This is a genomic window from Lactobacillus kefiranofaciens (assembly GCF_014656585.1).
GTDB lineage: Bacteria > Bacillota > Bacilli > Lactobacillales > Lactobacillaceae > Lactobacillus > Lactobacillus kefiranofaciens.
In genome coordinates this window covers 1,872,583-1,899,358 of the sequence record NZ_CP061341.1, presented here as the reverse complement: position 1 = coordinate 1,899,358, position 26,776 = coordinate 1,872,583, and the positions used below count along the sequence as shown (strand labels likewise).

Here is a 26,776-nt window from a genome sequence, read left to right as displayed (position 1 = left end):
TTTTGTGCAGATAAATGAATCTTATTGAACAATAATAAATAATTTTGAAACATTTTGAATGAAAATGATTGATTTTGAATGAAAAAGCGGATACAATACTAATCGAGGTGAAAAATGATGCTGACACAGGAACGTCAAAGCTTAATCGAAGACTATGTCAACCAGCACGAATTGTGCCGCGTTAGCGAATTATGCGATTTAACTGCAACATCTGAATCAACTATCCGTCGTGATTTGATTCAAATGGAAAAAGATGGACTTCTTAAGCGCGTACATGGCGGTGCTCAATCAGTCAAGCATTTCTCTCGTGATGTTTCTCAAAACGTCCGTTTTAGCATGAACCATGATACTAAGATCGCGATTGCTAAGTATGCGGTAGAACATTTTGTTCATCAGGGCGATAATATCTTCATCGATGCAGGAACGACCACTTATGAGATGGTGCCGTTCTTAGTAGAGATTCCTAACGTGAAGATTATCACCAATGGCGTTGAAACGGCGTTATGCAGTCTTAACCATGGTATTAAGACTTTCTTAGTTGGCGGCGAGGTCAAGGATGACACGCATGCCGTAATTGGTCAGACTGCCTTAGCGCAGATCAAGGCGATGAATTTCACAGCTAGTTTTATTGGAGCTAACGGGATTGAACAGAACGGCAATATAACGACGCCGGATCCTGAAGAAGCGGCCATTAAGATGGCTGAGATTAAACAAGCCAGACATGCATATGTCTTAGCTGATTCGTCTAAATTGGGTGAGCGCAACTTCGCTGTTTTCGCCAATACCAAGGATGTCTGCGTGATTACAGACTCACTTAAAAACAGTCAAAAATCGGCATTACCTGCCGAGATAACTTTAGAGGAGGCAAAATAATGATCTATACAGTAACTGTTAACCCAGCGCTTGACTATGTTCTTCAATTAGAAAAAGTCAACCGCGGTGAAGTTAACAGAACCAATAATGATTCATTTTTAGCAGGGGGTAAAGGAATTAATGTTTCTCAAATCCTTAACCAATTAAGTGTTGATAACACCGCTTGGGGCTTTGTCGGTGGCTTCACCGGTAAGGAATTGGTTCGTCAATTGAATCAAAAGAGAATCGAAAGCGACTTCGTTACTATTTCTGATAACACCCGTGTGAACGTTAAGATTCACGCAGAGAAGGAAACTGAAATCAACGCAGCTGGTCCTAACATTACTGATCAAGAAATCACTGCCTTCAAGGATCGTTTAAACGATTTGAAGAAGGGTGACATCGTAGTCATGAGTGGTTCACTTACTCCAAGTCTGCCAACTGATTTTTATCAATCACTTCTTCCTACTATTAGAGAAGCTGGTGCAGAATTTGTCGTTGATACTACTGGTCAAGCTTTACTTGATACCTTGGAATACAAGCCATTGGTAATCAAGCCTAACCACCATGAATTGGCTGACCTCTTTGGCGTAACCTTCGATTCAAGCGATGTTATGCTTGAATATGCACAAAAGCTTTTGGCTAAGGGTGCTCAAAACGTCATGGTTTCAATGGCCGGTGAAGGTGGCTTCCTTCTTACCAAGGACCACGTTTACCACGCTAAGGGTGCTGTTGGTACTGCTGTTAACTCAGTTGGTGCCGGTGACTCCATGATCGCTGGTTTCGTTGGTACTTACTACAAGACCGGTGACGCCAAGGAAGGCTTCAGAATTGGTATGGCTTGTGGTGCTGCTACTGCCTTTACTAAGGATATTGCAGTTAAGAGTCAGATCGATGCAGTACTTCCACAAATTAAGGTTGAACAAATTTCTTAATTAACGAGGGGAAAGATATATGAGAATTAAGGACATTTTAAGCCCTGAGTCCATGATTATGGACCTTAAGGCCAAGAATAAAGAAGATGCCATTAAAGAGATGGCTGACCTTGAAGTTGCAACCGATATCGTTAATGATGAAGATGCATTTATCAAGTCCATCTGGGACCGTGAAAATGAATCAACTACTGGTATCGGTGGCGGCATCGCAATGCCACACGCACGTAACAAGTCAATCAACAAGGCACGTGTATTGTTTGCCAAGAGTAAAGATGGCATTGACTACAACTCGCTTGATGGTCAACCCGTTCACTTATTCTTCATGATTACTGCACCAGCTGGTGCTGATAATACGCACCTGCAAGCTTTAGCTAAGCTTTCTGGCTTATTGATCAACCCAGATTTAGTTGAAAAGCTAAAAGCTGCTAAGACGCCTGAAGAAGTTATTGACCTCTTTGAAAAGGCTGAAGCTAAGAAGGACGAAGAAGACAAGAAGGCTGCCGAGGCTAAGAAAGCTAAGGAAGCTGCTAAGGCTCAAGGCAACTCCGATGATGACAATAAGCCATTGATTGTTGGTGTTACTGCATGTATTAACGGTATTGCCCACACATACATGGCTCAAGAAGCCCTGATCAAGGAAGGTAAGAAGCGTGGCATCGAAGTTAGAATCGAAACTAACGGTTCTGAAGGTGTCAAGGACAAGCTTACTCCTGATGAAATCAAGCGTGCTAAGGGTGTCATCATTGCTTCTGATAAGAAGGTTGACATGCCACGTTTTGATGGCAAGCATTTAGTTAACCGCCCAGTTGTTGACGGAATCAACAAGCCAGGCGAGTTGATCGATGACATCATGGACAGCAAGGCTGACGTTTACCACGCAAGTGCTCAAGATAAATCTGAAGAATCAGCAAGTACTGAAAAGCCAGGCGTATGGGCAAGCATCTACAAAAACTTAATGAACGGTATCAGTCATATGTTGCCATTCGTTATTGGTGGTGGTATCTTAATGGCCATCTCATTCATCGTAGAAAACTACATGGGTGGTCCTAAGACACCTGCCTTCATCTTCTTAAACAATGCTGGTAACTTGGCTTTCGCCTTCATGGTGCCAGTTCTTGCTGCTTACATTGCCGAATCAATCGGTGATTTGCCAGCCCTGATGCCAGGTTTTGTTGGTGGTTACATGGCTGCGATCGTTAATGGTCAATTCCAAGTTAACGTTCAAGCACACGCAACTTCACCAGCTGGTTTCTTAGGTGGTATTGCTGCAGGTTTTATTGCCGGTTACTTAATGGTTGGTTTAAAGAAGCTATTTGCTAACTTGCCTCATTCAGTTGAAGGTATGAAGCCAATGCTGTTCTATCCAATCTTAGGTTTGCTCTTAATTGCAGCAATCATGTTCTACATCATCAACCCAATCTTCAGTGGAATCAACTTCGCTATTACCCACTTCTTGAACAGCATGGGTACTGGTAACTTGGTACTTCTTACTACTATCTTGGCTGGTATGATGTCAATCGATATGGGTGGTCCTTTTAACAAAGCTGCATATGTCTTCGCTTCAGGTGCGTTCGCTAATGACCCACACTCAGCAACTGCTGCTATCTTGATGGCTGCCGTTATGGTTGGTGGGATGGTTCCACCATTTGCTACAGCTATTGGTACTGCATTCTTTAAGAACAAGTACACTATGGAAGAACGTCGTGCCGGTGTTTCTAACTGGGTATTAGGTTTCTCATTCATTACTGAAGGTGCAATTCCATTTGCTGCTGCTGACCCAGGTCATGTTATTCCTTCATGTATCATTGGCTCAGCTGTTGGTGGTGCCTTAGTTGGTCTTTGGCACGTTGGTGTTCCAGCTCCTCATGGTGGTCTTTGGGTATCACCACTTGCTGGTAACATTGGTGGACCAAGTCACATCTTATTCTACTTCTTAGCTACCATTATCGGTTCTATTGTAGCCGGATTGATCATGAGTTTCTGGAAGAAGAACGTTAAAGACGATCCAAATGAATAAAAATTATTAAATAAATACAGTTATTAGACAAAATCTAACACAATATGTAAAAAACGTATTATAATAAAGTCGTCTTGATGATCTCTACTTAAATCAAGATACTCTGTTATGTTTTGCGCTACCTTCGGGTAGCGTTTTTTTGTGGTCAAAATAGTATTATAATTAGAGTACTGTAGAACTAATTAGGTGGGGTTAAAATGAACGATCAGATTATCCGGATTACCCGGGCACTCAATCATCCAATTCGGATTCAAATTTTATATTATTTAAATGACAATCATAAAAGCAGCGTTAACAATTTAGTTAAACAATTCGATGTTAGTCAGCCAGCTATTTCACGACACTTGCATATCTTGGAAGAAGCTAAGCTAGTGAAGAGTGAACGAGTTAAGCAAGAAAAATATTATAGCTTGGCAGATAGCCACATTATCAAGATTTTGGACGGAATTAGGCAACACGTGAAGGAATCTTAGTTTGACAATTATATAAAAATATGTTTATATAATAATATAATTCTAGACAAGACATTTAATTAAATTCAGCGATTTTTTTAAGAGACTTAAATTATTGATAGCATCGGGTCTAAGGGACTTCGGTGCTATTTGTGCATTCTAAAAAATGTTGACATGCTTTAAAAAGAGGCTTATTCTAGCTTTAAATCAAAAATTGCTGAGTTTTTGATTTAAATGTCTTTTTTGTATGGAGGAAAAATTATGCAAAAAGTTAAATCTAGAATTACGAAATCCGTTTTTGTTTTAGGATTGATTGGCTTGGTCATGTTCTTAGTTTCGGCATGTTCAAGCAATAAAAAAGCAAGTAATAGTTCAGACAAGATCTCAATTGTAACTACTACTAACGTTTATTCAGATATTGCCAAGAATGTTGTGGGTAAGTATGGCGATGCTAAGGCTATTATTACCAATAGTTCTACTGATCCGCACGATTTTGAACCAACCACTGCAGATGCTAAGAAGCTGACACAGGCTAACATTATTGTGGCTAATGGTTTGGGTTATGATAGCTGGATGAATAAGCTGGCTAGTTCCGTTAGCAAGAAGCCCGTTTTAGTTGGTGAAGACTTGATGGGTCTTAAGAAGGGTGACAATCCCCATATTTGGTATAATTTAAGCATGCCAACTAAGTACGTTGATTATTTAGTCAAGCGTTTATCTAAGATTGATAAAAACCATGCCGCTTACTTTAAGGCAAATGGTGAAAAGTACTTAGCTAAGGTTGATAAGATTAAGCAAATTGCTAAGTCAGTAGATAAAAAGACTAATAAGCCAGTCTTTGTTAGTGAACCAGTCTTTGATTATGCATTAGAGAAAGCTGGTTACAAGGTTGGCGACAAAGAATTTGAAGAAGCTGTTGAAAATGGTACTGATCCAAGTCCTAAGATGATCAACAAGATGACCAAGGATATTGAAGATAAGAAGATTGCCTTCTTTGTTAACAACACACAAGCAAGCAGCTCAACAGTGAAGACTTTTGTTAAGCTGGCTAAGAAAAACAATGTTCCAGTATTGAATGTACGTGAAACGATTCCTAACCACACTACTTACTTAGCTTGGATGAGAGAAAATTACCAAAACTTGGCTAATATTAATAAATAGGGATAACGAGTTAATTTGGTAAGTAAAGGGGATGCTGAATTGATTTTAGATGTGAATGATCTATCGATGCGATTCGATACTAAGACAATTTTTGAGAAGTTGAACTTTCACCTTGAAGAAGGTTCAATGACTGCCTTGCTTGGCCCTAATGGGACGGGGAAGACGACATTAATTAGAATCTTGATGGGGATGCTGGCACCAGTTGAGGGAAGCTACAAGTTTGCTTCAGATGTAAGGCTGGGCTATGTACCTCAATTTAGAAATATTGATTCAGAGTATCCATTATCAATTCGGGCCTTTATTGAGCTGAATGCACCACTTTTTAAAACCAAAAAAGTCAGAGAAAAGGTTGACTATCAATTGGCTGAAACCCATTTGACCAGTATTCAAAATACCAGAATGAGTGAAGCCTCAGGGGGACAAAAACAGCGGGTATATTTAGCCCAGGCTTTGCTGGATCATCCTAATATGATTATCTTGGATGAGGCAACGGCTAGTCTAGATCCTGTCGCTAAAACGGAGCTAATGGATCTGCTTAAGCATTTGAATAAGCACCATAAGATTACCGTGCTATTTGTTACTCATGATATTCCTTTGGCTAAAAAGTACATGACTAATTATCTGTATTTGAACAAGGGGACAGTTAGACAAGGTAAGATGAGTGAATTTAAGGAGGACTTCGCCTAATGTTTCAATATGAATTTATGCGTTATGCCTTCTTAGCAAGTACATTTATCGCAATTACCTGTGGCGTAGTTGGCGTGTATGTTGTAGCTCGCAGCTATGCTTTTCTAGCCCACACTTTGTCAGAAATCGGCTTTGCCGGTGCGGCTTTTGCCGTGTTTATCGGGATAGCGCCGTTATGGGGGATGCTCCTGTTTACGCTGCTTGGTTCGATCGGCGTTGGTGAGCTATCTATTCACAGCGACCAGAAGGAATCGTCGATTAGTGCGATCTCCGCTTTGTTCATTGGTTTAGGTGTCTTATTCCTAGCGATTTCCAATTCTAATAGCCGCTATGCTACTAACATTTTGTTTGGTAGTATTATCGGGGTCGACCGCCAGGGCGTAATCCAGCTGATAATTTTGTCAGTTATCGTGTTGGTAATGATTCTGCTGGTACAAAAGAATCTTAACTTTGATTCATTTGACCATATCGGTGCCATCGCGCATGGCGTGCATACTGGTTTTGTCGGCATTATCTTTTTAATTGCTTTGGCTATGTCAGTAGCGATCGGTGCGCAGATTGTTGGTTCATTGTTAGTTTTTATTCTGCTAACTCTGCCAGCTTCAACGGCCCGTTATATCGGCAGAACGATCCCGGCAATGATTGCTTGGTCGATTGTGATTGCCTTAATCGGCGTTTGGGCCGGCCTTTACTTAGGCTTTATCACTAATTGGCCCGTAACGTTCTTTATTGCGACAATTGAGGTAGTAATCTATTTAGTCGCATATGCTATTCATGTAATTAAACACCGTTAAATGATAATACCAGGTTGAAAACTGTTCAGCCTGGTATTTTTTTGCGTAGAAAAAAGAACCACTCTGTTCCAAGGAGCAGTTCTAAAATGATGTGAGAAATTTTACTTTCCATTAATTGTTATATAGTTTGTTAGCCCAACTTGCAAGTAGAAATTGCATAAATCGTAATAAATCCTAAAATCGATGATCTAGATTTTAATTTTTGCCTGATAAATGATTAAATAATATAGAATACATTTTTATTGGAGGACTTTATGTGGCTTAAATTTGCACTGGCATTAATCCCAATTATTTGGTTAATCATTTCATTGGGCGTAATGCGTATGCCAGCTGCATGTGCTTGTGTAATTGGCTTAGTATTAACAGGCGTACTGGCAGTTGTCAGTTTTAAATTACCAGTTTTAGATACGATGACAGGTGCTTTAGAAGGCATCATTATGGGCATCTGGCCGATCATGTTCGTCATTGTGATGGCTTTATTTGCGTATAATGTAACCACTGAATCGGGCGGAATGAAAACCATTCAAGACATGCTGGCCACCATTTCGACTGATAAGCGAATTATCGTCTTGATCATTGCCTGGGGCTTTGGTGGCTTTCTGGAATCAATCGCTGGCTTTGGTACAGCGGTAGCAATTGCGGCCGGTATCTTAATTGCCTTTGGTTTAGATCCAATTAGAGCGTCGGTAATTAGCTTGATTGCCAATACAACGGCCACGGCATTTGGTGCAATTGGTTTGCCAATTTTAACATTGGCTGAGGTCACTAATTTAAAGCAGGAAAACTTATCCTTCATTGTCACTTTACAATTATTTGTATTGGTAGTACTGGTACCGTTCATTTTAGTAATTTTAACAGAAGGCAGTATCAAAGCGGTTAAAGGCGTGGGCTTAATCACCCTGATGTCGGGATTAGGGATGGCTATTCCCCAGGTAATAGCTGCTAAATTCGTCGGTGCAGAATTACCTGCCATTGTGGGTTCACTTTGCTCAATTGCCGTCACTGTGCTGTTTACCAGATGGCATGAGGATGAGGAAGAACCTGATGTCGAACGACCAAGTATGAAGGCAATGCTTAAAGCTTGTTCACCATTTATCTTGGTTTTTATCTTTGTAATTTTGGCATCATCATTAGTGGCACCGGTAAGCAATTTGCTTAATAAAGTTACTGCTAACTTAGTTGTCTATACCGGGAAGGATCCGAATACGCTGGCTATTAGCTGGCTGACGTCCCCAGGTACTTTGCTTTTTGTATCTACATTAATTGGGGGCACGATTCAAGGCGTTAGCTTTAAGAAAATGATGCAGGTTTTAGGGCAATGCATTAAGAGTGTGTGGAGGACCACCATTACGGTTTGTGCGATTGTAGGCTTAGCCAAAGTAATGGTTTATGCGGGAATGACAGATGCTTTAGCTGTTGCGTTAGTTAGCTTGCTTGGACCAGTTTACCCATTGTTTGCACCGCTGATTGGAGCGTTAGGAACATTTTTAACTGGTTCGGCTACTTCGGCTAACGTGCTGTTTGGTAACTTACAGTTGTCAGCTGCAGCGGATTTAGGCGTAAGCAAGTATTGGGTCGTAGCGTCGAACATGACGGGTGCTACAGCAGGGATGCTGTCGCCGCAGAACATTGCAGTGGCGACTGGTGCAATTAGCCGCGAAGGCGATGAAGGCGAGATCCTGAAGGAAACCGTTAAGTGGGGTAGCCTGTATCTGGTGGTTTGCTGCATCTTCTTGTATGTAGTTGGGCTGGTTGCAGGGATGATATAGAATGAAAGGCAATTGTATTGGGAGGATACGGTTGCTTTTTTGATTTGGAAAACAGGACCATAATGCAGAATATGATTCGAATGGTGCAGAATATGACGATTTTATTTGTGGGATTGAGCGAGTAGTAATATTGATGATGTAAAGATTAATGAATTGAAAGGAAGTTTTGAATTATGAAGAAGTTGAATGAAAAGGAATTAGTTGAAGTTAAGGGTGGATTTGTGGGTGGATTAGTTAATCCAAATGTAAGTTTTATTTCATGGACGAATATGACGAACATGATAAAAAAGATAAAGAAGAATAAAAAGCGGGCACATTTCTTTGGAATATTTTAGAGAAAAATAATGAGTTTAATTTTTATAGAATTAGTTGTTTCGCCTATTTTAGATCTTTGGATTTTTTATAAGATCACTAATTTAAAATTTAATAAAGAAACCGCTCTTTTTTCTGTTCTGTTTATAGCAATATCGATTTTTTGGGAAGATGTGGTGCAGATGATTTTACAGTAGACATTATTCAAATTAGTGGTATTTTTTTATTTTATGCAATGAGAACAAACAGTTAGGAGAAAGAACAGAGAATACCTCCCCATCTATTGATGAGGGGATGAATTTGGTCTTTCTCCTGCTTTTTTGCTTAAATTTATCTCTTTAATGGTATAATTAAATTTGCTAAAATTTGATATGTATCAAGGAGCTAAGTTAATATTAATGGTTAAAGAATATCATACTTCTTCAAGTGTTTCAGTTTTGATCTATCACCTAGTTTGGGTAACCAAATATCGCAATCAAGCTTTAACATCTGAAATTAGAGAAATGCTTGATCAAAAGATTAGAAAAATTTGTACTGAAAACTCTTGTCAAGTTGAGGCGCTGACTATCATGCCCAATCAGGTGCATTTAGAGGTGGTTATGCCACCTTGGATATCAGTTACCGTTTTAATTAAGAAGCTTAAAGGCACCACTGCAAGATGGCTTTTTAAGCAGAAGCCTGAATTAAGGCGGTCCTTTTACCATCACCATTTGTGGTCGCCATCATATTTTGCCAGAACAGTAGGCAATTGCTCAGAAGAAACTATTAAGCATTATGTGGAAACTCAATGGGAAAGACCATTTAAATGATACGCATTAAATATTGAAAGGAGATGAGATTTATGGCTTTTAAGACTAAGCTTGCCGAACATGAAATTCAACTGGGCACCAGACAATATCGCATTTACCCAGAAGGTGAACAAATAGCTTGGATTTGGCAGTTGTTTGGCGCTAATCGTTTTGTCTGGAATCAATTTGTAGCTGCCTTTGAGGCACGCTATGAAGCCAATCCTGAATTAAAATTTCCCAAAATTAGCGTCTTGAAGAGCTGGCTTCCCCTGATGCGCAAGGAGCATGAATGGCTAAAAAGAGTTAACAGCACGTCTTTGCAATTTACGGTTGAACGCTTTAGCGATGCCATGTGGGCTTTTCTAACTAAAAAACAAATTAAGCAAGGCAAGCCCAGATTTAAAAGCCGTAAGTATTATTCTCAAACTGCCACGATTAAAAATGTTAAATATCAGACCAAGACTGGTGCTCAAGCTCAGATTGCAGTGCTTAGTCCGCACCACTTAAGAATTGGCAAGAAGAACGGCATTACGCTGAGAACCAGCTCTTTGAATAATCTGAGAAATGTCCGCATTCAAAAAGCTGTCATTTCCTATCGGCAAGATTTAGACCGCTATTATATCAGCTTTTCTGTTGTGAAAGATAAACGACAGCTAGCTCAATATCAGGTGAAGTCTAAGAAAACTGGCAAATCAGTGGGGATTGACGTTGGCCTGGGCAAAGAATGGCTGGTAACCAGTGATGGCAAACGTTTTGGCGTGCCTGCTACCTTCAAGCTGGAAAAAGCAATGCTTAAGCGCCAAAGCCACTGCGACCGCAATCGGACCGCGATTGAAAAGCGGGTAGCTCGGTTCAACCAAAGCCACAAAGAAGCCAAGATAGACAAGTACGACTATGCCAACTGGCAAAAGCTGAGAAAGACCAAAAGCAAGTACCAGCTTAAGATCAGAAACATTAGATACGACTACCTGCAGAAAGTAACGACTGAGCTGGTTAAGAGCTATGACGTGATTGTCATTGAAGATTTGAAAATCAAGAATCTGCTCGGCAATCATAAGCTGGCTCACAATATCGCTAATGCTTCTTGGGGCATGTTCAGAAGACTGCTGGCTTACAAATGCGAGTGGTACGGCAAGAAGCTGATTGTGGTGAAACCGCAGTATACTAGCCGGATCTGTTCAGAATGTGGGAAAAAGAATCCAAGATTCGCCCATATGAAGACCAGGGACTGGCTAGCTATCAGAGAATGGGATTGTCCATACTGCCATGCGCATCACGATCGAGACGTAAATGCCTCCAAGAATATCTTGGCTAGAGCAGTTAGCTTAGGAAGCAAAATAAGTAAAATACAGGCTGGGGCCCAGCCTTGCTAAAATAGGCCGACCGCTATGCTCTTGTGGGATTAAAAAGCCACTAAGCTCAAGAAAACTTGAGTGGACATTTTTGAATGAAGAGGACAAGTCAGGCTGTTCGCAGAAAAACTCTAAACAAAGAGACCACCCATCTATTTGATGGGTGGTAGGTCATTCTGTTATTTGGAATAAGTATTAATAAGAAAATAATATTAATAGCATTGGCTATAGATATTTTGTTGATATTATTAGTGCAAAAGTTTTCTGTAAAAATACATAAATTATTAACTGATGAAAATAATTTGATTTTTATTAGTTTGATTTCCTATATTTATTTGTCTAGTAAAATCGTTTATTATTTCGTGTTAAAAGATAATCATATTACGGAGGTACTTGAAGTATCTTTATGTTTATCTATTCTGGGAGTGTTTTGGCTCGTCATCGGCGTATTAAGCTTATTAATGTTGCACCGTGGTAAAGAAAGTGATAGGCTATGAAAAATTTACGGATGAAGGCAGCGCGAGCTGGCAAAGATTGGTCACAAGAAGACTTGGCTAAAAAAGTAGATGTTTCGCGGCAAACGATTTCAGCGATTGAGAAGGGCAATTATAATCCGTCAGTTAATTTGTGCATTCGAATTTGTCAGGCGCTAGATAAGACTTTAGATGATCTTTTTTGGCCAGAGGAGTGAAATAAAATGCAAAGTAATAAATCATGCTCTAAGTAATTTGGAACATGGCGTGAGCCTTGATAAAGTCGTATTTGAGCTAAATCATGATCTGGATAATTATTTACTATCACATAATTTTAAATTAACTCCTGAATTGACAAAGCTAGAAGTTTCATTGAATGAGAATCCTGATAAGTGGAGAAATGCTGGCTTAACAGGTTCAATTTAAAAATCAGTATCATAAGAAAATAATCGGTATCATTTCAAGTGATTTGATACCGATTATTTTTGTTCTTACTTCTCAATCAAACTCTCAAATTCATCCAAGCGCTTTTCAAAAGTCTTAAATGCATCTTCCAAGTAATCCGGCTTAGTCATGTCCACGCCAGCGTGCTTCATGATCTCTGTTGGGTAATCGCTAGATCCAGCCTTAAGGAAGCCAAGGTAGGCATCCCTCTCCGCCGTTGTTCCATGTACTACCTTGTTAGCCAAAGCAGTCGCAGCCGCAAAGCCCGTCGCATATTGGTAAACGTAGAAGTTGTAGTAGAAGTGCGGAATTCGTGACCACTCTAAGGCAATATCGCCGCCGGGTTCAACCGCATCACCGTAGTAGTGCTGGTTGATTTGTCCATAAACCTCATCCAGAGTATCGGCAGTTAATGGTTCGCCTTTGGCATCAGCTTCATGCAAGAATTGTTCAAAAACAGCGAATTGCGTTTGACGGAACAGCGTGCCCTTGAATGAGTCAAGGTAGTAGTTCAGAATAAAGGCCCGCGTCTTCGGATCGGTAATATGCCCCAGGAAATATTCGGTCAAAATATTTTCGTTCGTCGTTGAAGCAATCTCAGCCACGAAGATCGGATACTCGCCATAGATGTAAGGCTGGGTATGACGCGTATACCAAGAGTGAACGGAGTGACCGGTTTCGTGAACTAAAGTGTAAAGTGAATCAATATTGTCTTCCCAGTTGAGCAGTTCATATGGGTCAGTGCCGTAAGCACCACCAGAGTAAGCACCAGTCACCTTGTTTTTATTTTCCACGCTGTCGATCACGCGGTTATTAAAAATATAATCGACATGCTTCAAGTAGTCTTCACCAAGTGGGGCCAAGGCCTTCTTGGCAACTTCTTTTGCTTCCTTAAAATTGTAGGACAGTGATGGCTTACCCGTTAGCGGCACGTACATGTCCCACATTTGTAAATCTTTCAAGCCTAAAATTTTCTTACGCAGCGCAACATAACGGTGAAGCAGGTCAAGGTGTGAATCAACTTCTTGAATCAAAGTGTCGTAAACCTTGGTTGGTACGCCGTTTTCAGCTAATGCGGCTTCACGTGCCGAATTATACTTGTGCACGCGAGCGTTATAGTTGTGCTTCTTGACTACGCCGGAAAGAGTAGAAGCTAAGGAGTTTTGAAATTGACCATATGTTGTATAGAGCGTGTCAAAGGCACCTTTTCTGACGTCACGGTTCTGTGACTGAATCAATAATGAATAAAGCCCATCAGACAACTGTTCCATATTGCCGTCGTCATCTTGCACGTAGCCGTATTCCATGTCGGAGTTGGTTAAAACATTGAAAGTGTTCTCTGAAGTGCTTAAGGCATCCCCGGCATCGGCAATAATTTTTTCTTCCTCAGCTGGTAAAGTATGGGGCCGCTTATTAGTGATCGTTTCCAAGTAGTGAGCGTAATTCTTTAAGCGTGGTTCAGCTTGCAAAAATTGCTTGAACTTGTCTTCTGGGATGCTCAAGATTTCTGGACTAATAAAGCTGGTTACGGCTTCGAATTGATTAGCCAAACTCTGCACCCGGCTAACATAGCCTAAGTAGTGTGAATTAGCGGTATCGACATCACTAGACATAGTGGCATAAACGTAGATATTTTCTACCTTGCGTCTAACTGCTAAGATCTTGGTTAAGCCTTCGTATAAATCTTGTCCCGACTTAGCTAATGATCCTTTTAATTGATCAAGTTCAGCTACTTCTTGTTTAGTGTCGTCGTAAGCCTGCTCCCAATCTTGATCTGTCTTAAAAATTCTCGTCAAGTCCCATTTAAGTTCTGCTGGGACTTCATCTCTAGTTGGTATTGCCATATTTTCCTCCCTAATATATTAAATTTTGTATACATCGTGTTTGAATATATGATTGAATACAAAAAATAAGTTATTATTAATTATCGATAATTTTATTTTATCCAGAGATTAAAAGTGATACAAATAAACTGTATTAATTTTGAAGGGAAAAGATGTAAAGAATGGATCCAAATTCCAAACGCAGAGAAGAATATCGAGCCAAACACTCTTCGCTCAATCTTCATCGCAATCGTTCCTTAGCAGCGGATGCTACTGCACTTAAATCTGGCAACATGTTTGCCCGCTTCATTGGTGTGGCGTTCTTGTTAGTCATCTGCTTCGGTGTTGCCTGGGCAGCCCACATGTACTTTATGGTGCATAGTGCTATTGACAGTAAGGGTGGCGGCAACATTGCTAATTCAGTTAAGATTTCAACTAGACAACCCATTTCTGTACTTATCTTAGGAGTCGATCAAGGGATTGAAGGCCGACATGATCAAGGCAATTCCGATACTTTGATTTTAGCAACGACTAATCCGCAAAAGAATACGGCAACCATGACCTCGATTCCGCGGGATACGCTCGCTGATATTAAGGGTGACCCCGGCGACAAGTACTTTATGTTCAGAGTCAATTCCGCTTACGAGGTTGGCGGCAGTCGCACGAGCGTGAAGACCGTCTCCAGCATGCTTAACGTGCCAATCAACTATTACGTTGAGGTTAATATGAAGGCCTTGCGTAGTTTGGTTAATGCCGTAGGTGGCGTTGATGTCAATGTGCCGTTCAGCTTCTCATATGACTGGTGTGACTTCCACAAGGGTAAACAACACCTGAATGGTCGTCATGCCGTAGCTTATGTCCGGATGAGAAAGGAAGATCCGCGCGGCGATTATGGGCGTCAATTGCGTCAGCGGCAAGTAATTCAGGCGATTGCTAAAAAGGCTATGTCAGTTAACACCATTAGCAATTACCGCAAGTTAGTCGATATTTTTAATAAATACGTGAAGACTAACCTTAGCTTCAACGACATGTTAAGTTTGGCGCTGAATTATCGCGGCTGCATGAATAATTTGAAGAGCGGCTACTTGCAAGGACACGATGCCTGGATCGATGGAGCATCAATTCAAGTGGCTTCTACTAAGGAATTGCAGAAAACGTCAGACAAGATTCGCAAGAACTTAAATCTAGATACTGAAACCTTAGATAATGAAGAAACGCGACAAAATGAATTGAACGATCAGAATAATCACGTTAAATGGGATAATCCACAAGCATTTACGAATTATCAAATTTATGAACGCGATGTGGATAAACCGGCACGTGGCTCTAATTCTGGCTATGGCAAAAATCCTAATCCGCAGTCGAGCAGCTCAAGTTCATCTTCAAGTGGTGGCTGGAAGTTCCAATGGTAATGAAAAACGCATCTGAACTAGAGATGCGTTTTTTGCTTGCGGTAAAATAAGATTAAGAGGTGAAAAAAGATGCTTGGTACAATTGTTAACACGTTAGCCCTACTCGTAGGAACGGCGATTGGCTGTTTCTTGAAGAAAGGGATCAACCAGCGCTTTGAAGATGTATTGTTTATTGCGATGGGGCTAGCGGCTCTAGGTATTGGTTGGGAAAATGTCACTAACAATATGCCGAAGAGTCATTATCCGGTTTTATTCATTGTTAGCCTTGCCTTAGGTGGCTTAATCGGTACGGCTCTGGATATTTCTGGCCGGTTCGATCGTTTAGTAGAAAAAGCTGGTAAGTCCAATCTAGGTAAAGGTTTAGCAACAGAGATTTTGCTCTGTTGCATTGGGGCGTTGTCAATCGTTGGCCCCGTAATGGCAGCCGTGAAGGGCGATAATACAATGCTGTTCACTAACGCGATGATGGATTTTGTAACGTCGATGGTCTTCGGTGCCAGCTTTGGCTGGGGGATGCTGTTAGTAGCGCCAGTATTGTTCTGCTGGCAAGGCAGCATTTATCTAGTAGCCCAATTTTTATCGGCTAGTTTTTTCACTGGGCCACTAGTAGCCGAAATCTCCATTGTGGGCGGCTTCTTGATCGCCTGCTCTGGTCTAGCTTTGTTAAAAATCCGCGATGTCAAAACCTTGAATTTTTTGCCTGCACTATTAGTACCAATCGCCTTTTTCATTATTAAAGATCTGACTGGTTTATTCTAATTGGATTGATTTTTCTAAAAATCTGTCCGTCTAACTTGTCATTAATGAGATTCTTTTTCATTCCCATTAGTTTAAAGTCAGCATTGCGAGCAATGCGCGCGCTTTTGCCATTTTCTACCGCAACGATTAGATCAACATACTGTAAATTCAGTTCGCTGAAGGCATACTGGCATAATTTTAAGACGCTATTAGTTACGATGCCCCGGCCTTGATATGTGCTGGAGAGCCAGTAGCCGATCTCGCCTTTTTGGTTTTTAACTAAATTATGCAGATCGATCATGCCGCTAGGTTCGCCGTTGACCAAGATGGTGAGCACGACCATGCGATCCTTGATCATCTTTTCTTGAATTGTCTGGATAAAGCTGGCTTCATCTTGAGCGGACTTCATTTGATAGGCCCAGGGCAACCATTTGCCTAGACTCACGCGATCGTGGGCAATTGCTTGATAAAGATCAATCGCTTGCCAGGATTGGGGCATAACTAGGTGAATGTCTAGGTCATCAAGTTGAAAGTGAATTAATGAAAAATAATAATGAATTTTTTCTTGAGGCATAGTGCGTCCTTTCTAGCTGAAAATCTGATTATAAAAAGTATACTTAATTTGGTAAAAAATGTCATTCTTGATCTACTGGTTGCAATACTACGTAATTTCTGATACGTTCGTAGCAACTAGTTTCTTATTGAAAGAAGGAAAAATCATGCAAAAGAAAGAATCTGCTTTTCCAATTATTTATGGCGTCATTTCTGCTATTATTTCTTTTATTGCTGTCATCTTCATTTGCCAGCGTAGTTTCAGGCTAAACTTACAATTATCGATTATTATCGCAGGAGTTTTTGCAATTTTTTTCTTCTGTCTGTCTTATTTTAGGGGACATGCTTCAGTTGAGATTAAGCGTATTGTTTATGAATATAAGTTAACGGACCAGCAGCTGGCTAAGATTACGGGGATGAAGGCAAGCGACTTTCCAATTTATCAGAATCGCCTGCAATTAATCTTGCCCAAACGTTACTGGCCTCGCGTATTAGATGCTTTGCAAAAATATGAAAAGCAGCAACAAGCAAAGGAATAGGGAAAAATGGGTTTATTAACCGTAAAAGATTTGAGTCAGAGTTTTATTGATAAGACTTTATATGAGGATGCCAATTTTGTCCTGAACAAAGAAGACCACATGGGAGTCACTGGACAAAATGGAGTTGGCAAGTCGACCTTGATTAAGATTCTGACGGGGGAAATTATCCCTGATGATGGTCAGGTCAAGTGGCAAAATAAAATCGATGTCGGCTACCTGGATCAGTACGCCAAGCTCGCACCAGGCGTGACAATTCGTGGCTTTTTGCGGACGGCATTTGACCAGCTTTATCAAAAAGAAAAAGAATTAAACGAGCTATATGCCAAGTATGCGGAAAACGGAGACGATACCTTGTTGGAAAAAGCAGGCAAGGTGCAGACGTACTTGGAAAAAAATAATTTTTACGAGATTGATACCGAAATTGAACAGGTGGCCGCTGGCTTAGGTTTAGCTGATTTAGGCTATGATCACGATGTCTCGAAATTATCTGGTGGGCAGCGTTCCAAGATCATTTTAGCCAAGCTATTATTGCAAAGTCCTGATGTCTTAGTGCTCGATGAGCCAACCAACTATTTGGATGTGTCGCACATCGATTGGTTAGTGGACTACTTGAATAATTTCTCAGGTGCCTTTATCGTGGTTAGTCATGACTACGACTTTTTAGGGCGTATCACTAACTGCATTATTGACATCGATTTTGGCACGATTACCCGTTATACGGGTACGTTGAAGCAGGCGTTAAGACAAAAGGCGGCTAACCGTGAGACCTATATGAAGGCTTATGCTAATCAGCAGCGCAAGATCGCCAAGACTGAGGCCTATATTCGTAAGAATAAGGCTGGTACGCGAGCTAAGAGTGCTAAGTCACGGGAGAAGCAGCTGGCGAGAATGGACGTGTTGACGCCGCCTAAGAATAATCGCCGGGCGAAGTTTGAGTTTCCGTACGTAGCGACTGCTTCTAATTTGCTCCTGCAAACGCAAGACTTGGTTATTGGCTATGATCATGCTTTGGTTAAGTCGGCCTTTAACTTCTCCGTTGGTGGGGATGAAAAAGTGGCGATTACTGGTTTTAACGGGATTGGTAAAACTACCTTGCTTAAAACATTGCTAGGGCAATTAAAGCCAATCTTTGGCTCGTATGAGTTGTCAGTGACGGCTAAGTTGGCTTACTTCAAGCAGGATTTGGCTTGGCCGAATAGCAATATGACGCCTTTGCAATACCTGCAAGAAGAATTTGAACGCAAAAGGCCGCGGGAACTGCGTCAAGCATTAGCTCGCATGGGTTTGACCGCGCAGCAAGCGATGAGTCCCTTGAAGGAATTATCTGGGGGCGAGCAAGAAAAGGTGAAGCTGGCCAAGATGCAGTTTGAACCAGCTAACCTGCTTTTCCTTGATGAACCGACCAACCACTTGGATAACGATACCAAGGATGCATTAAGAAAAGCTATCGTGAACTTCCCTGGTGGCGTGATTATTGTTAGTCACGAGCGCGACTTCTTCCGCGGCGACTGGGTAGATAAGACAATCGATATTGAAACAATGAAGTGAGGTTAATACCATGTCTGATAAGAAAGATGCCCAATTTTATCAGGAAATATTAGATATTTGTTTAACTGCAGGACGGCTGATGATCGAAGGTGGCAGCGAGATGTACCGCGTTGAAGATACGATGCTGCGCATTGCCCGTAACGCTGGCGTTGAAGATACGCGAGTGTTCGCGACCCCGACCTGCGTCTTCATGAGCTTAGATGGCGGCGACTTGTCGCAGATGAAGCAAATTCGCGACCGAAATATTAACTTGGAGCTAGTAGATCGGGTTAACCAATTATCCCGTTTATTTGCGGCTAAAAAAATCGACATTACGGAATTGCGTGAGCGCATTATTCAAGTAGCTAAGGCTCCGTCTTTTCCGATGTGGCTCCAGATCATCGGAGCGGCTGTCCTTAGTGCGACCTTGATGGTCTTGTTCATGGACAATTATGATTGGGTCGACTTTCCGGGGGCAGCGATTGTTGGTGCTGTGGGCTTTTGGGCATATTGCGAGTTTAAAAAATATACCAAAGTCCGCTTCTTATCGGAACTAATCGCGGCCATGGTGATGGGATTATTAGCCGTGATCTTGAATTATCTTGATCCGGCGGTAATTATCGACCACATCTTGATTGGTGCCTTGATGACGCTGGTGCCGGGCCTGGCTTTGACCAACGCCCTGCGAGATTTATTTATGGGAGATTTGCTCTCTGGTATTGTGCGAATGTGTGAGGCAACGCTGAGTGCATTAGCTTTAGGCGCTGGCGTCGGTTTGATCTTGAGGTTCATGGGGGCGTAAAAATGCCATTTTGGTTAGAAATAGTAATTAATGTTACATTCTCATATATTGCTTCGGTGGGCTTTGCTTTAACCATCAATGTTCCGCACCGTGCATTGAATCTCTCAGGAATTAGTGGCGCCGTGGGCTGGATGGCTTATTGGCTGTGCTTTAGAGCAGGGATGGGACGCATGCTGTCCAATCTGTTAGGTGCTTTTTTGATTGGCATCTTAGGACTCTGCTTTGCTCGGATAAAAAAGTGCCCGGTGACCGTCTTCAATATTCCGGCTTTAGTGCCGCTGGTGCCAGGGATGCCGGCTTATCAGGCAGTGCGTGCTTTGGTAATCGGCAACTACACGCAAGGACAGGAATTGATTCTGCGCGTGGCAATCGTCACTGGCGCGATTGGGATCGGCTTTTTGTTATCAACGATGTGTACTGAAGCCTTTTATAAATTGAAGCGGCGACACTTACGTAAAATTCAGCTGTACATTCAGCGTAAAAAATAGTACACTACTTATCGACGAGTCGATTGATTTAACGCGAGATGCGTAATATTTATGAGATAGAGGACATCCGCTTTTACTGGCAGGCGCGGGAAGCGCTGATGGTGGGCTCACTGATGTGAACAGTTAACTGCCCACATATGCTTTAAGCATGTGCCTTGAGTTAGAAGGACGAGCTTTTTATGAAGCTCGTCTTTTTTTATGATTTGATAAAAAAAGATGACAAAAATTTTTTTTGTAGTATGTTGGTATATAGTCAGAAATTATTAGTTTAATTATTTCATAAGCAATTACTTGATATGATTGCTTATTTTTTAGTCTTGCTTTAGTGGCTTTATGAGTATATATGATATAATATCAGTGAAGGAGATGATCTTTTGAAAGCTGGAAAAGTGATGGATTTGCTTCAAATCAGTCGTTCAACTCTGAAACGCTATCGTGAAAAAGGAATCCTTGAGGCTAAAAAATTGCCAACCGGTCAATATAATTTTGATGATGATTCCGTTTTTTTGCTTAAGAATAAACATTCCAAACGCTTGACCGTTTTATATGGCCGAGTTTCAACCTATAAGCAGAAAGCTGATTTGGCTAAGCAAATGCAGGAGCTGTCTGATTTTGCTCAAAGCAAAGGCTTTCAGGCAAACGATAGCTTTCAAGATATTGCCAGTGGCATTTCTTTCAAGAACCGCAAGCAGTTTTTCAAGATGCTTGACTTAATCTTAGCAGGCAAGGTCAAGCGGGTTATTATCACTCACAAAGATCGCTTAAGTCGGGTGGGCTTTGAACTGTTTGAATATTTATTTAAAAACTACGGTACTGAAATTGACGTGATTTCAGATGAGATGAACCCCAAAACTGATGAGCAGGAATTGTTTGAAGAAATCATTAGCCTGCTTCACTGCTTTTCAATGAGAGAATATTCCCATCGCAGAGCTGAAAGAAAGCTTTTTGAAGCCACTTTGAATCAAAAGGAAAAGACTAAGTAGACTAATCATATTTTAAAGGAGGCGAAACTATGCGTAAGAAAATCGTGCCTAGAAACAAGGCTCAATATGAACATCTAGCCAGCGAATACCTGGTTGCTGGAAACAGCAAGCTGGATCAGTGCAGTCATGCCAGTCATGATCTTTATAACCGTGCCCTTTATGATCTGCGTCAGGGCTTCTTTAAAAGGAATTACGTCAAAGGCTATTGCGATTTAGACCAAAGATTCAAAAAGCGCTATAGCGCTCGTGAATCTATGCTTTACCACTCATTATTCTATGTTCAAAGCGCCCAACAGACTCTGAAAGAAGTCAATACTATCTGGTCGGCTTGGCTTAAGGCACTCAAAGCATATCAAGCCAACCCCGGCAAATTTACCGGTCGGCCAAGAATGCCTAAGTACTTAGCCAAAGGTCAAAGACATGTCTTCTTTGTCACTAATCAAAACGCCAAAGTAAAGGATGACTATTTAATCATACCTAAGCTTGGCTTCAAACTGAAATTAACACCGCAGGTCAAGGCTATTCAAAGAGTAGCTTTTAAGCCGGTCTATGGCGGTTATAAGGCCATCGTGCAATACAAAACAAATCGAGATATTGACTATTTGCCTGATAACGGTCGCTACATGGGTATTGATCCGGGAGTAGACCATGCCTTTGCTTGCGTGGCTAATATCCAAAAAGCGCCTTTGCTTGTTAATGGCCGGGCCATCAAATCGGTTAATCAGTACTACAACAAGGAGCGTTCAAGGCTAAAAGCTTTGCAGGCTCGGTATCATCAGCTTGAAAGCATAGTTGATACCAAGCAGGGAAAGAAGCCAGTTTATCGGGAGACCAAAGCCATGCGCAGAATTACGGCATGGCGCAATCGCAAGATCCGGCAGTTTGCCCACAAAGCATCCAAGCGCATCGTTGATTATGCGCTAAGCTGTGGTGCAAACACGATCGTGATCGGCAATAACAAGTCTTGGAAGCGCAGTTCCGATATGGGCAGAAAGAACAATCAAAACTTTATCGGCATTCCGCACAAGGTCATGATCGACATGATTCAATATAAAGCCAACCTAGCTGGCATTAGCGTCATTAGAACTAATGAAAGCTACACTAGTCAGACAAGTGCTTTGGATCATGAAAAGCCTTGCTGGGAGAACGGCAACCAGAGCCGTAAAAGACAAGGCAAAACCCCGATTAACAGACGCATTCACCGTGGGCTGTTCCAGTCGAATAACGGCAGACTGGTTAATGCGGATATTAACGGAGCCTTGCAGATAAGCAGAAAAGTATTCCCTAAATTTTCATTAGATGAAGGGATAGCGGATGCAGTGTTGCATCCAGTCAAATGGTCGCCTCTCATTTGAGCGTCCACTTGACAAACGAAAATAGCTTGGCGGCTGGCTTTAGCTGGGTTGACGCTGTTGTAAAGTTGTCCTTATAGCTTCGGTTATCATCATAGATAAACGGAGTGTTTTAAAAAGGTTGACGGCAGATATTGGCTAAAAAAAGTTGCATTCTTAGGAAAATAGGGTCATTTGAAGCAAAATGACTGTATTGACCTAATATTTTCTAACATAGATATTAAATTGAGGACTGTGTATTTTGAAGATTAATTTAAAAGACTTAAACGAAAAAATTGAGAATCAAGACTACATTCAAGATCTTGAAACGGTAAAATATGCTGCTATTAGTAAATCGAAGAACAAGATTAAGCCATATGCAGAGAAGATGGTTAAGGAAGCAGCTGCTGCTTTTAAGCATAATTCCTTAGTGCAAACGCAACTGACAGTTACTGGTCAGCGTCCAGCTACCTTCGCCTTAGAAACCAACATTATTAATCTGCCTTATAGCAATTACAAGAAGATCGCCAATTTCTTCGAAGAAGGGCAAGAATATCCGTTAAACGTGTATTTTGAAACGCGTTCAGATTTTGTCAACGTATCCGGCTTCAGAATTGATCAATTGGCTACTGAAGAAGAATTAGAAAAAGATCCTGATGCGGTAGTAACTAAGCTGATCGAAGCTATTATTGAAAAATTAACGACAATTCGGGAATATCAAAAACCGGAGAAGACCAAGGCTGAAACCAAAAAAACAGCCGCCAAGAAAAAGACGACTAGCAAAAAGAAAACTACTAAGAAAACGGCTAAAAAATAAGCATAATAAAAACCATCAACACTTTGTTGATGGCTTTTTGATTGCTATTTAATTTCTCTGAACTTGGTTAATGAGTGGTTGTTAGTGTAGAAGAAGAAGTCTTCAAAGACCGCACTCTTGATCACACCCTTTTCAATAATTGGGTTGATCGTGTCCGAGGTGTCAGGGTACTTAGCTTGGAAGCCTAAGTTGAGGTAGGCCTTGTTGACGCTGTAGTAGAAGTAGTGCTTCACGTCGTTAGTCCAACCAGTATCCTTGTACATTAATTCGATATGCTTTTCCTCATTAGCAACTAGCTCGTCGTACAAGTCATCGATCCATTGCTTAAGGCGCTTTTGTTCATCTTTGCCTAACTTGGCATAGCCTAAGCGGAACTTATAGCCTGGATAAATGCCGCTGAAGGAAGTCCCACGCAGAGCCAATTTCACAATTTCGGCGGTTCTGACCATTTGCCCTTGACCAAAAAGATAGAGCGGAGCGTAGAATCCGGAGTGATACAACGCGGTTTCTAGCAAGACGTTGGCCACCTTCTTTTGCAAGGCATCCCCTGATTGGTAGATCTTGTTCAGCGTGTGAATCTTCTTTTGCAAATAAGGATTATCATCTGCCCAAGCCAAGGTCTTCTTCACGTCTTCATCAGAGCTTAACTCACGCAAGACGTAGCTGTAACCTTTGTTGGCAATTGATTCCAAATATTGCAGGGCATTGAATACAGCAGATTCTTCTGGTGTAATCGCGTCTGCCTTGATCTGTTCCAAGCCATTTCTCATTTGCAAACCAGATGAGAAGGTCAATGAGCCAAATGCATGAAGCAATGCTTCTTGCACCGGCTTAGCTAATTTTAAAAATTCTTTTTTGTCTTCACTAACAGGAACGTGACGTGGCTCCCAAATAATATCATTTAGCCGCGCCCAGGCGGATTTATCGACTCGGTCCTCTATGTCGTTCCAGTTAATTGCTTTGTAATATTTCTCAGTCATACTTACTCTCTAAAATCACTTAAGAAGCTAATGTTACACGTAATTCCTTAGGTTTTTGTACTTCTTTGGTACTTTCACCCTTAGAAAGATCGTGAACGATCTTGCGGACATTCTTGACATCTTCGTCGGTACCGCTAAATTCTAGTAGATACAGTATCGGAATATTCAAAGTCGCGGCGATTTTCTTGGCGGTCTGCGCGAACAGGTCGTTGAAGTTTCGGTTGCCACAACCGATGATCCCAATAATATTCTTCTTATTATCTTTAAACGTTAAAAAATCAACGACGGAATCCATCATAAAGTCTTGATATGCGGGCACAATTAAAATGTACTTCTGTCCCATATCATACTTAGGGTTGGCATCGCTGATCTGATGGGCTTTCAACTGCGTTCTCTCCATGAAACGCTTAGTTTGCCCAGTGATTGAATAAAATGCTATTGCTACCATATTTTTCCCTAATAAATCTAATGTACTTATAACTATTTTCGCACCTAAAGAAAAAGTATTCAAATTTTGAAAAATTTCACCTATAATTAAAAGCAAGGAGGACGAAATATGTTTAGCTGGAATATCATTGGAATCTTGATTTGGGTCGCCATCATTCTTTATTTAGTTTTTATCGTCCAAAATATCCGCAAGCGGCGGATTAAGATGATTATCAAGAGCCACAAGCGATTTAAGTGGCCTAATTTTATTATTACTACTGTAGAAATACTGGTGTTGCTGGTTGCGACAGGCTGGATGTTCGCTCAGACCTTTATGGACAATCCAGATCTAGATGATGCTAGTCGAATTAGTTCAAGCGTGAAGTATGAACCGCTCATTATGAAGACGGGGATGGGCAATTCGAGCTATGTAACAATTAATTCAGCGAAGAAAAAGATGGGTTCGCAGACCTATACTTTTTATAAGGCTGGCAGCAAGATTACGGCTTCTAGCGATTATGCCTCGATCGCGTACGGCAATACCGCGCTGGACGTGAACGCCGAGAAGATTCCTTATGTGAAGAAAGAATTGGCTAAGAAGGATAAGGAATTTCAGCGTGCTTATGTAGCGATTTACACGGCGGTGTATAAGAAAAACTGGCAAAACGGAGTAGGGATGCACGCGGGACATTTAGCAACGCGTTATTACCTGATTCGGGTACCGGACCGTAGTTTTATTAAGCAGAAGTAATTGAAGATACTAAAAAAACTAGATGATCATCAAAGTCATCTAGTTTTTCTTTGTCTAAAATAATTTTTTCTCATTCACCGCGGCCAATAGACTCCCTTGAGTAAAGGCCAAGATAAAGCTGGCAGTTAAAAAGTCCATCACATTGCCTGACATAAAGGCTGCAAAGAGCATAAACGCAATTGACAAAAGCATTGAACTAATGAGATAAGTTCGTTTGCTTCTATCTGTCAGCCATTTGAATAAAGCATACAGCATAATCACGACATACGGCCCGATGAACAGCAGCATCCCAATCCAACCCAAGGAATAGATCTGGCTGGTGAAGTCTCGCTCTAGGTTAAAGATGTTCGTCTCACGCGTGTAAGAAATCCCGAGTAGCTTGTCTAGCTCATTATTGTTGGTTTTTACCACTTGATCCAGCATGGCCTGCTCTACATGTCGGTTTTGCATCCGCGCGGTGCCCGGCTCATTCATAATCTTTAGCCAGAATTCTGGATCGTACTTGTAAGGATAACTCTTCGTAATAAACTTTTTGTTTAAAGCATAATCTTGGTAATGCTCAGCGATAAAGTCCGTTAAAAATTCCTTGCGTTTTTGGCCAGTAGGATATTTTTTTAGTCCATTAGTCAATTCTTGCTTGGCTTGAGTCAGGCTGTTGTCTGATTGCTGAGCTAGCAATTTTTCATAATTGTAACGCTGAACAGCTGGACCAAAGGGGATGATCGCTAAAGCTCCTGCTTCAATTAGCAATGCTATCAGAAGTGCTTTGCCGCTCTTTTTTACATCACGCACGATGAATAAATGAAAGGCATAGAGCAGAATCCCGATAATGACCCCGCCGATTAAGCCGATGAGAGCAACCTTGGTGCCGAGTTCGATCATGGCTAGAGCTTGCACTACGTTCAGGGTGACTGTCTTCCAGTTGAAGTGATTGAACAAAAAGTAAAGCATTAATGGCACTAGCATGAAGAACACGGCTGAGACCATGTTGGCAAAGTTGAAGAATCCCTTGGAGGCCATGTGTGAGTAGCCAATATTGGGATTGAAGAACCACTCGAAGATATTGGCACTGATTGGTCCAGTCTCATAGCTTCTCAGCGAGATCACGAAGAGGTTGCTGATGACGATCGTGAATGAAAACAGGCCGCTGATGCCCTCGATTACATAGCGGAACTGCTCTTTGGTGAAGTGCAACTCCTTAGTAAAGAAGATCACTAATAGTGGCATGCCCATTCTAATTAGGTAAAAAATTTCGCTCACAGTAGAGTAGCCATAATCAGTCGGATTCACGCTGTTAAAATTTTTTACGTGGATTAAATGCACGATCGAATAGACGATCAGCAAGACGAGGTAGACGATTAGCCACTTATCACGGCCTAGTTTTTGCCAGTTTTGCTTTTGACTGAAAAACATGCAGAAGATGACGAAAACGGCCGCAATGCGGATGATTGTTGGCAGCGTGAACGGCAGCATGTCAGCCAGCTTGCCGTGGTAGAACCAGTAGAGGTCCAAGAATGGCTGCATCAGAATGAACCAGAATAGCACGGTTCGTGTTTTCTCTCTCATTAAAA

28 protein-coding genes and 1 pseudogene are annotated in these 26,776 nt (G+C 41.3%); 24 read left to right on the top strand and 5 right to left on the bottom strand.

The features are described 5' to 3' along the window. Window positions 1-117: 117 nt before the first annotated feature. From ICI50_RS09320 to ICI50_RS09255, 14 genes are all read left to right on the top strand, one after another. Window positions 118-873 carry a DeoR/GlpR family DNA-binding transcription regulator gene (locus tag ICI50_RS09320; RefSeq protein WP_013854801.1) on the top strand — a complete coding sequence of 252 codons (756 nt, stop codon included), beginning with the start codon at window positions 118-120 and terminating at the stop codon, window positions 871-873. Then, the gene (pfkB, locus tag ICI50_RS09315; RefSeq protein ID WP_013854800.1) at window positions 873-1,787 is read left to right on the top strand and encodes a 1-phosphofructokinase; all 915 of its coding nucleotides are present in this window, start codon (window positions 873-875) and stop codon (window positions 1,785-1,787) included. Before ICI50_RS09320 ends, pfkB begins: the two co-directional genes overlap by 1 nt. Before the next feature lie 19 nt (window positions 1,788-1,806). Next, window positions 1,807-3,804, top strand: a complete 1,998-nt coding sequence (locus tag ICI50_RS09310) for a PTS fructose transporter subunit IIABC (protein WP_013854799.1) — start codon at window positions 1,807-1,809, stop codon at window positions 3,802-3,804. Window positions 3,805-4,001: 197 nt separating this feature from the next. Next, on the top strand, window positions 4,002-4,277 hold the full coding sequence (locus tag ICI50_RS09305) for an ArsR/SmtB family transcription factor (protein WP_013854798.1): 276 nt from the start codon (window positions 4,002-4,004) through the stop codon (window positions 4,275-4,277). Between the two features lie 240 nt (window positions 4,278-4,517). After that, complete coding sequence (locus ICI50_RS09300) at window positions 4,518-5,417, top strand: metal ABC transporter solute-binding protein, Zn/Mn family (RefSeq protein WP_056940951.1); 900 nt, start codon at window positions 4,518-4,520, stop codon at window positions 5,415-5,417. Between the two features lie 39 nt (window positions 5,418-5,456). Next, on the top strand, window positions 5,457-6,104 hold the full coding sequence (locus tag ICI50_RS09295) for a metal ABC transporter ATP-binding protein (RefSeq protein WP_025084307.1): 648 nt from the start codon (window positions 5,457-5,459) through the stop codon (window positions 6,102-6,104). Then, complete coding sequence (locus ICI50_RS09290; protein ID WP_013854795.1) at window positions 6,104-6,898, top strand: metal ABC transporter permease; 795 nt, start codon at window positions 6,104-6,106, stop codon at window positions 6,896-6,898. The genes ICI50_RS09295 and ICI50_RS09290 overlap by 1 nt, the downstream gene beginning before the upstream one ends. Window positions 6,899-7,152: 254 nt before the next feature. Then, window positions 7,153-8,667, top strand: a complete 1,515-nt coding sequence (locus ICI50_RS09285) for an L-lactate permease (RefSeq protein ID WP_056940950.1) — start codon at window positions 7,153-7,155, stop codon at window positions 8,665-8,667. Between the two features lie 173 nt (window positions 8,668-8,840). Beyond that, the gene (locus ICI50_RS09280; RefSeq protein WP_013854794.1) at window positions 8,841-9,002 is read left to right on the top strand and encodes a hypothetical protein; all 162 of its coding nucleotides are present in this window, start codon (window positions 8,841-8,843) and stop codon (window positions 9,000-9,002) included. A gap of 9 nt (window positions 9,003-9,011) precedes the next feature. Beyond that, window positions 9,012-9,176: a hypothetical protein gene (locus tag ICI50_RS09275; RefSeq protein ID WP_013854793.1), complete on the top strand. Its 165-nt coding sequence runs from the start codon at window positions 9,012-9,014 to the stop codon at window positions 9,174-9,176. A 201-nt stretch (window positions 9,177-9,377) separates the two neighbouring features. Further along, window positions 9,378-9,788 carry an IS200/IS605 family transposase gene (tnpA, locus tag ICI50_RS09270; RefSeq protein WP_188891539.1) on the top strand — a complete coding sequence of 137 codons (411 nt, stop codon included), beginning with the start codon at window positions 9,378-9,380 and terminating at the stop codon, window positions 9,786-9,788. Between the two features lie 32 nt (window positions 9,789-9,820). After that, window positions 9,821-11,140, top strand: a complete 1,320-nt coding sequence (locus ICI50_RS09265; protein ID WP_013851273.1) for an RNA-guided endonuclease InsQ/TnpB family protein — start codon at window positions 9,821-9,823, stop codon at window positions 11,138-11,140. A gap of 472 nt (window positions 11,141-11,612) precedes the next feature. Further along, window positions 11,613-11,810, top strand: coding sequence for a helix-turn-helix transcriptional regulator (locus tag ICI50_RS09260; protein WP_013854786.1), 198 nt, complete (start codon window positions 11,613-11,615; stop codon window positions 11,808-11,810). Continuing rightward, entirely contained in the window at window positions 11,785-12,018 is a 234-nt protein-coding gene (locus ICI50_RS09255; RefSeq protein WP_025084256.1) for a bacteriocin immunity protein, read from the top strand. The genes ICI50_RS09260 and ICI50_RS09255 overlap by 26 nt, the downstream gene beginning before the upstream one ends. A 65-nt stretch (window positions 12,019-12,083) precedes the next feature. Here the strand turns inward: ICI50_RS09255 and pepF are convergent, their stop codons facing one another. Further along, on the bottom strand, window positions 12,084-13,880 hold the full coding sequence (pepF, locus tag ICI50_RS09250; protein ID WP_188891590.1) for an oligoendopeptidase F: 1,797 nt from the start codon (window positions 13,878-13,880) through the stop codon (window positions 12,084-12,086). A gap of 161 nt (window positions 13,881-14,041) precedes the next feature. On the opposite strand from pepF, the gene ICI50_RS09245 reads away from it, so the two are divergent. Beyond that, window positions 14,042-15,271 carry an LCP family glycopolymer transferase gene (locus tag ICI50_RS09245; RefSeq protein WP_054640592.1) on the top strand — a complete coding sequence of 410 codons (1,230 nt, stop codon included), beginning with the start codon at window positions 14,042-14,044 and terminating at the stop codon, window positions 15,269-15,271. 69 nt (window positions 15,272-15,340) lie between these two features. Continuing rightward, a complete protein-coding gene (locus tag ICI50_RS09240; protein ID WP_013854782.1) occupies window positions 15,341-16,030 on the top strand; it encodes a DUF554 domain-containing protein in 690 nt (229 codons plus the stop codon). On the opposite strand, the gene ICI50_RS09235 is transcribed toward ICI50_RS09240, so the two are convergent. After that, window positions 16,005-16,583 carry a GNAT family N-acetyltransferase gene (locus ICI50_RS09235; RefSeq protein ID WP_013854781.1) on the bottom strand — a complete coding sequence of 193 codons (579 nt, stop codon included), beginning with the start codon at window positions 16,581-16,583 and terminating at the stop codon, window positions 16,005-16,007. The two genes, ICI50_RS09240 and ICI50_RS09235, sit on opposite strands and share 26 nt — an antisense overlap. A 145-nt stretch (window positions 16,584-16,728) precedes the next feature. Here ICI50_RS09235 and ICI50_RS09230 point away from each other — a divergent pair, with 145 nt between their 5' ends. From ICI50_RS09230 to ICI50_RS09200, 7 genes are all read left to right on the top strand, one after another. After that, window positions 16,729-17,100: a hypothetical protein gene (locus ICI50_RS09230; protein WP_025084257.1), complete on the top strand. Its 372-nt coding sequence runs from the start codon at window positions 16,729-16,731 to the stop codon at window positions 17,098-17,100. 6 nt (window positions 17,101-17,106) lie between these two features. Further along, entirely contained in the window at window positions 17,107-18,648 is a 1,542-nt protein-coding gene (locus ICI50_RS09225) for an ABC-F family ATP-binding cassette domain-containing protein (RefSeq protein ID WP_188891588.1), read from the top strand. Window positions 18,649-18,658: 10 nt separating this feature from the next. Then, window positions 18,659-19,429 carry a threonine/serine exporter family protein gene (locus ICI50_RS09220; RefSeq protein ID WP_188891586.1) on the top strand — a complete coding sequence of 257 codons (771 nt, stop codon included), beginning with the start codon at window positions 18,659-18,661 and terminating at the stop codon, window positions 19,427-19,429. A 2-nt stretch (window positions 19,430-19,431) separates the two neighbouring features. Then, window positions 19,432-19,917 (top strand): threonine/serine exporter family protein, encoded by a 486-nt coding sequence (locus ICI50_RS09215; protein ID WP_013854777.1) that lies wholly within the window; start codon window positions 19,432-19,434, stop codon window positions 19,915-19,917. A gap of 374 nt (window positions 19,918-20,291) precedes the next feature. After that, window positions 20,292-20,900 (top strand): IS607 family transposase, encoded by a 609-nt coding sequence (locus tag ICI50_RS09210; RefSeq protein WP_188891584.1) that lies wholly within the window; start codon window positions 20,292-20,294, stop codon window positions 20,898-20,900. 29 nt (window positions 20,901-20,929) lie between these two features. Next, a complete protein-coding gene (locus ICI50_RS09205; RefSeq protein WP_188891536.1) occupies window positions 20,930-22,255 on the top strand; it encodes an RNA-guided endonuclease InsQ/TnpB family protein in 1,326 nt (441 codons plus the stop codon). A 238-nt stretch (window positions 22,256-22,493) separates the two neighbouring features. Then, window positions 22,494-23,048 carry a hypothetical protein gene (locus ICI50_RS09200; RefSeq protein WP_013854776.1) on the top strand — a complete coding sequence of 185 codons (555 nt, stop codon included), beginning with the start codon at window positions 22,494-22,496 and terminating at the stop codon, window positions 23,046-23,048. A 44-nt stretch (window positions 23,049-23,092) separates the two neighbouring features. Here ICI50_RS09200 and ICI50_RS09195 read toward each other — a convergent pair whose 3' ends face one another. Together ICI50_RS09195 and nrdI are read right to left on the bottom strand one after the other, a co-directional pair. Further along, window positions 23,093-24,028 carry a ribonucleotide-diphosphate reductase subunit beta gene (locus ICI50_RS09195; protein WP_013854775.1) on the bottom strand — a complete coding sequence of 312 codons (936 nt, stop codon included), beginning with the start codon at window positions 24,026-24,028 and terminating at the stop codon, window positions 23,093-23,095. Window positions 24,029-24,030: 2 nt separating this feature from the next. After that, window positions 24,031-24,476 (bottom strand): annotated as a pseudogene (nrdI, locus tag ICI50_RS09190) (class Ib ribonucleoside-diphosphate reductase assembly flavoprotein NrdI). A gap of 108 nt (window positions 24,477-24,584) precedes the next feature. On the opposite strand from nrdI, the gene ICI50_RS09185 reads away from it, so the two are divergent. After that, on the top strand, window positions 24,585-25,205 hold the full coding sequence (locus ICI50_RS09185) for an LVIS_2131 family protein (protein WP_188891582.1): 621 nt from the start codon (window positions 24,585-24,587) through the stop codon (window positions 25,203-25,205). Window positions 25,206-25,259: 54 nt separating this feature from the next. Here ICI50_RS09185 and ICI50_RS09180 read toward each other — a convergent pair whose 3' ends face one another. Then, the gene (locus tag ICI50_RS09180; protein ID WP_188891581.1) at window positions 25,260-26,771 is read right to left on the bottom strand and encodes an O-antigen ligase family protein; all 1,512 of its coding nucleotides are present in this window, start codon (window positions 26,769-26,771) and stop codon (window positions 25,260-25,262) included. Between the last annotated feature and the right edge of the window lie 5 nt (window positions 26,772-26,776).

Excerpts from the sequence above, each read along its gene's own strand:
- ICI50_RS09240 (WP_013854782.1), top strand. The coding sequence starts at position 15,341 with ATGCTTGGTACAATTGTTAACACGTTAGCCCTACTCGTAGGAACGGCG.
- ICI50_RS09230 (WP_025084257.1), top strand. The coding sequence starts at position 16,729 with ATGCAAAAGAAAGAATCTGCTTTTCCAATTATTTATGGCGTCATTTCT.
- pepF (WP_188891590.1), bottom strand. The coding sequence starts at position 13,880 with ATGGCAATACCAACTAGAGATGAAGTCCCAGCAGAACTTAAATGGGAC.
- ICI50_RS09285 (WP_056940950.1), top strand. The coding sequence starts at position 7,153 with ATGTGGCTTAAATTTGCACTGGCATTAATCCCAATTATTTGGTTAATC.
- ICI50_RS09220 (WP_188891586.1), top strand. The coding sequence starts at position 18,659 with ATGTCTGATAAGAAAGATGCCCAATTTTATCAGGAAATATTAGATATT.
- ICI50_RS09265 (WP_013851273.1), top strand. The coding sequence starts at position 9,821 with ATGGCTTTTAAGACTAAGCTTGCCGAACATGAAATTCAACTGGGCACC.
- ICI50_RS09280 (WP_013854794.1), top strand. The coding sequence starts at position 8,841 with ATGAAGAAGTTGAATGAAAAGGAATTAGTTGAAGTTAAGGGTGGATTT.
- ICI50_RS09275 (WP_013854793.1), top strand. The coding sequence starts at position 9,012 with ATGAGTTTAATTTTTATAGAATTAGTTGTTTCGCCTATTTTAGATCTT.
- ICI50_RS09305 (WP_013854798.1), top strand. The coding sequence starts at position 4,002 with ATGAACGATCAGATTATCCGGATTACCCGGGCACTCAATCATCCAATT.
- ICI50_RS09215 (WP_013854777.1), top strand. The coding sequence starts at position 19,432 with ATGCCATTTTGGTTAGAAATAGTAATTAATGTTACATTCTCATATATT.
- ICI50_RS09235 (WP_013854781.1), bottom strand. The coding sequence starts at position 16,583 with ATGCCTCAAGAAAAAATTCATTATTATTTTTCATTAATTCACTTTCAA.
- ICI50_RS09310 (WP_013854799.1), top strand. The coding sequence starts at position 1,807 with ATGAGAATTAAGGACATTTTAAGCCCTGAGTCCATGATTATGGACCTT.
- ICI50_RS09245 (WP_054640592.1), top strand. The coding sequence starts at position 14,042 with ATGGATCCAAATTCCAAACGCAGAGAAGAATATCGAGCCAAACACTCT.
- ICI50_RS09300 (WP_056940951.1), top strand. The coding sequence starts at position 4,518 with ATGCAAAAAGTTAAATCTAGAATTACGAAATCCGTTTTTGTTTTAGGA.
- ICI50_RS09185 (WP_188891582.1), top strand. The coding sequence starts at position 24,585 with ATGTTTAGCTGGAATATCATTGGAATCTTGATTTGGGTCGCCATCATT.
- ICI50_RS09320 (WP_013854801.1), top strand. The coding sequence starts at position 118 with ATGCTGACACAGGAACGTCAAAGCTTAATCGAAGACTATGTCAACCAG.
- ICI50_RS09195 (WP_013854775.1), bottom strand. The coding sequence starts at position 24,028 with ATGACTGAGAAATATTACAAAGCAATTAACTGGAACGACATAGAGGAC.
- ICI50_RS09205 (WP_188891536.1), top strand. The coding sequence starts at position 20,930 with ATGCGTAAGAAAATCGTGCCTAGAAACAAGGCTCAATATGAACATCTA.
- pfkB (WP_013854800.1), top strand. The coding sequence starts at position 873 with ATGATCTATACAGTAACTGTTAACCCAGCGCTTGACTATGTTCTTCAA.
- ICI50_RS09290 (WP_013854795.1), top strand. The coding sequence starts at position 6,104 with ATGTTTCAATATGAATTTATGCGTTATGCCTTCTTAGCAAGTACATTT.
- ICI50_RS09225 (WP_188891588.1), top strand. The coding sequence starts at position 17,107 with ATGGGTTTATTAACCGTAAAAGATTTGAGTCAGAGTTTTATTGATAAG.
- ICI50_RS09260 (WP_013854786.1), top strand. The coding sequence starts at position 11,613 with ATGAAAAATTTACGGATGAAGGCAGCGCGAGCTGGCAAAGATTGGTCA.
- ICI50_RS09255 (WP_025084256.1), top strand. The coding sequence starts at position 11,785 with ATGATCTTTTTTGGCCAGAGGAGTGAAATAAAATGCAAAGTAATAAAT.
- tnpA (WP_188891539.1), top strand. The coding sequence starts at position 9,378 with ATGGTTAAAGAATATCATACTTCTTCAAGTGTTTCAGTTTTGATCTAT.
- ICI50_RS09180 (WP_188891581.1), bottom strand. The coding sequence starts at position 26,771 with ATGAGAGAGAAAACACGAACCGTGCTATTCTGGTTCATTCTGATGCAG.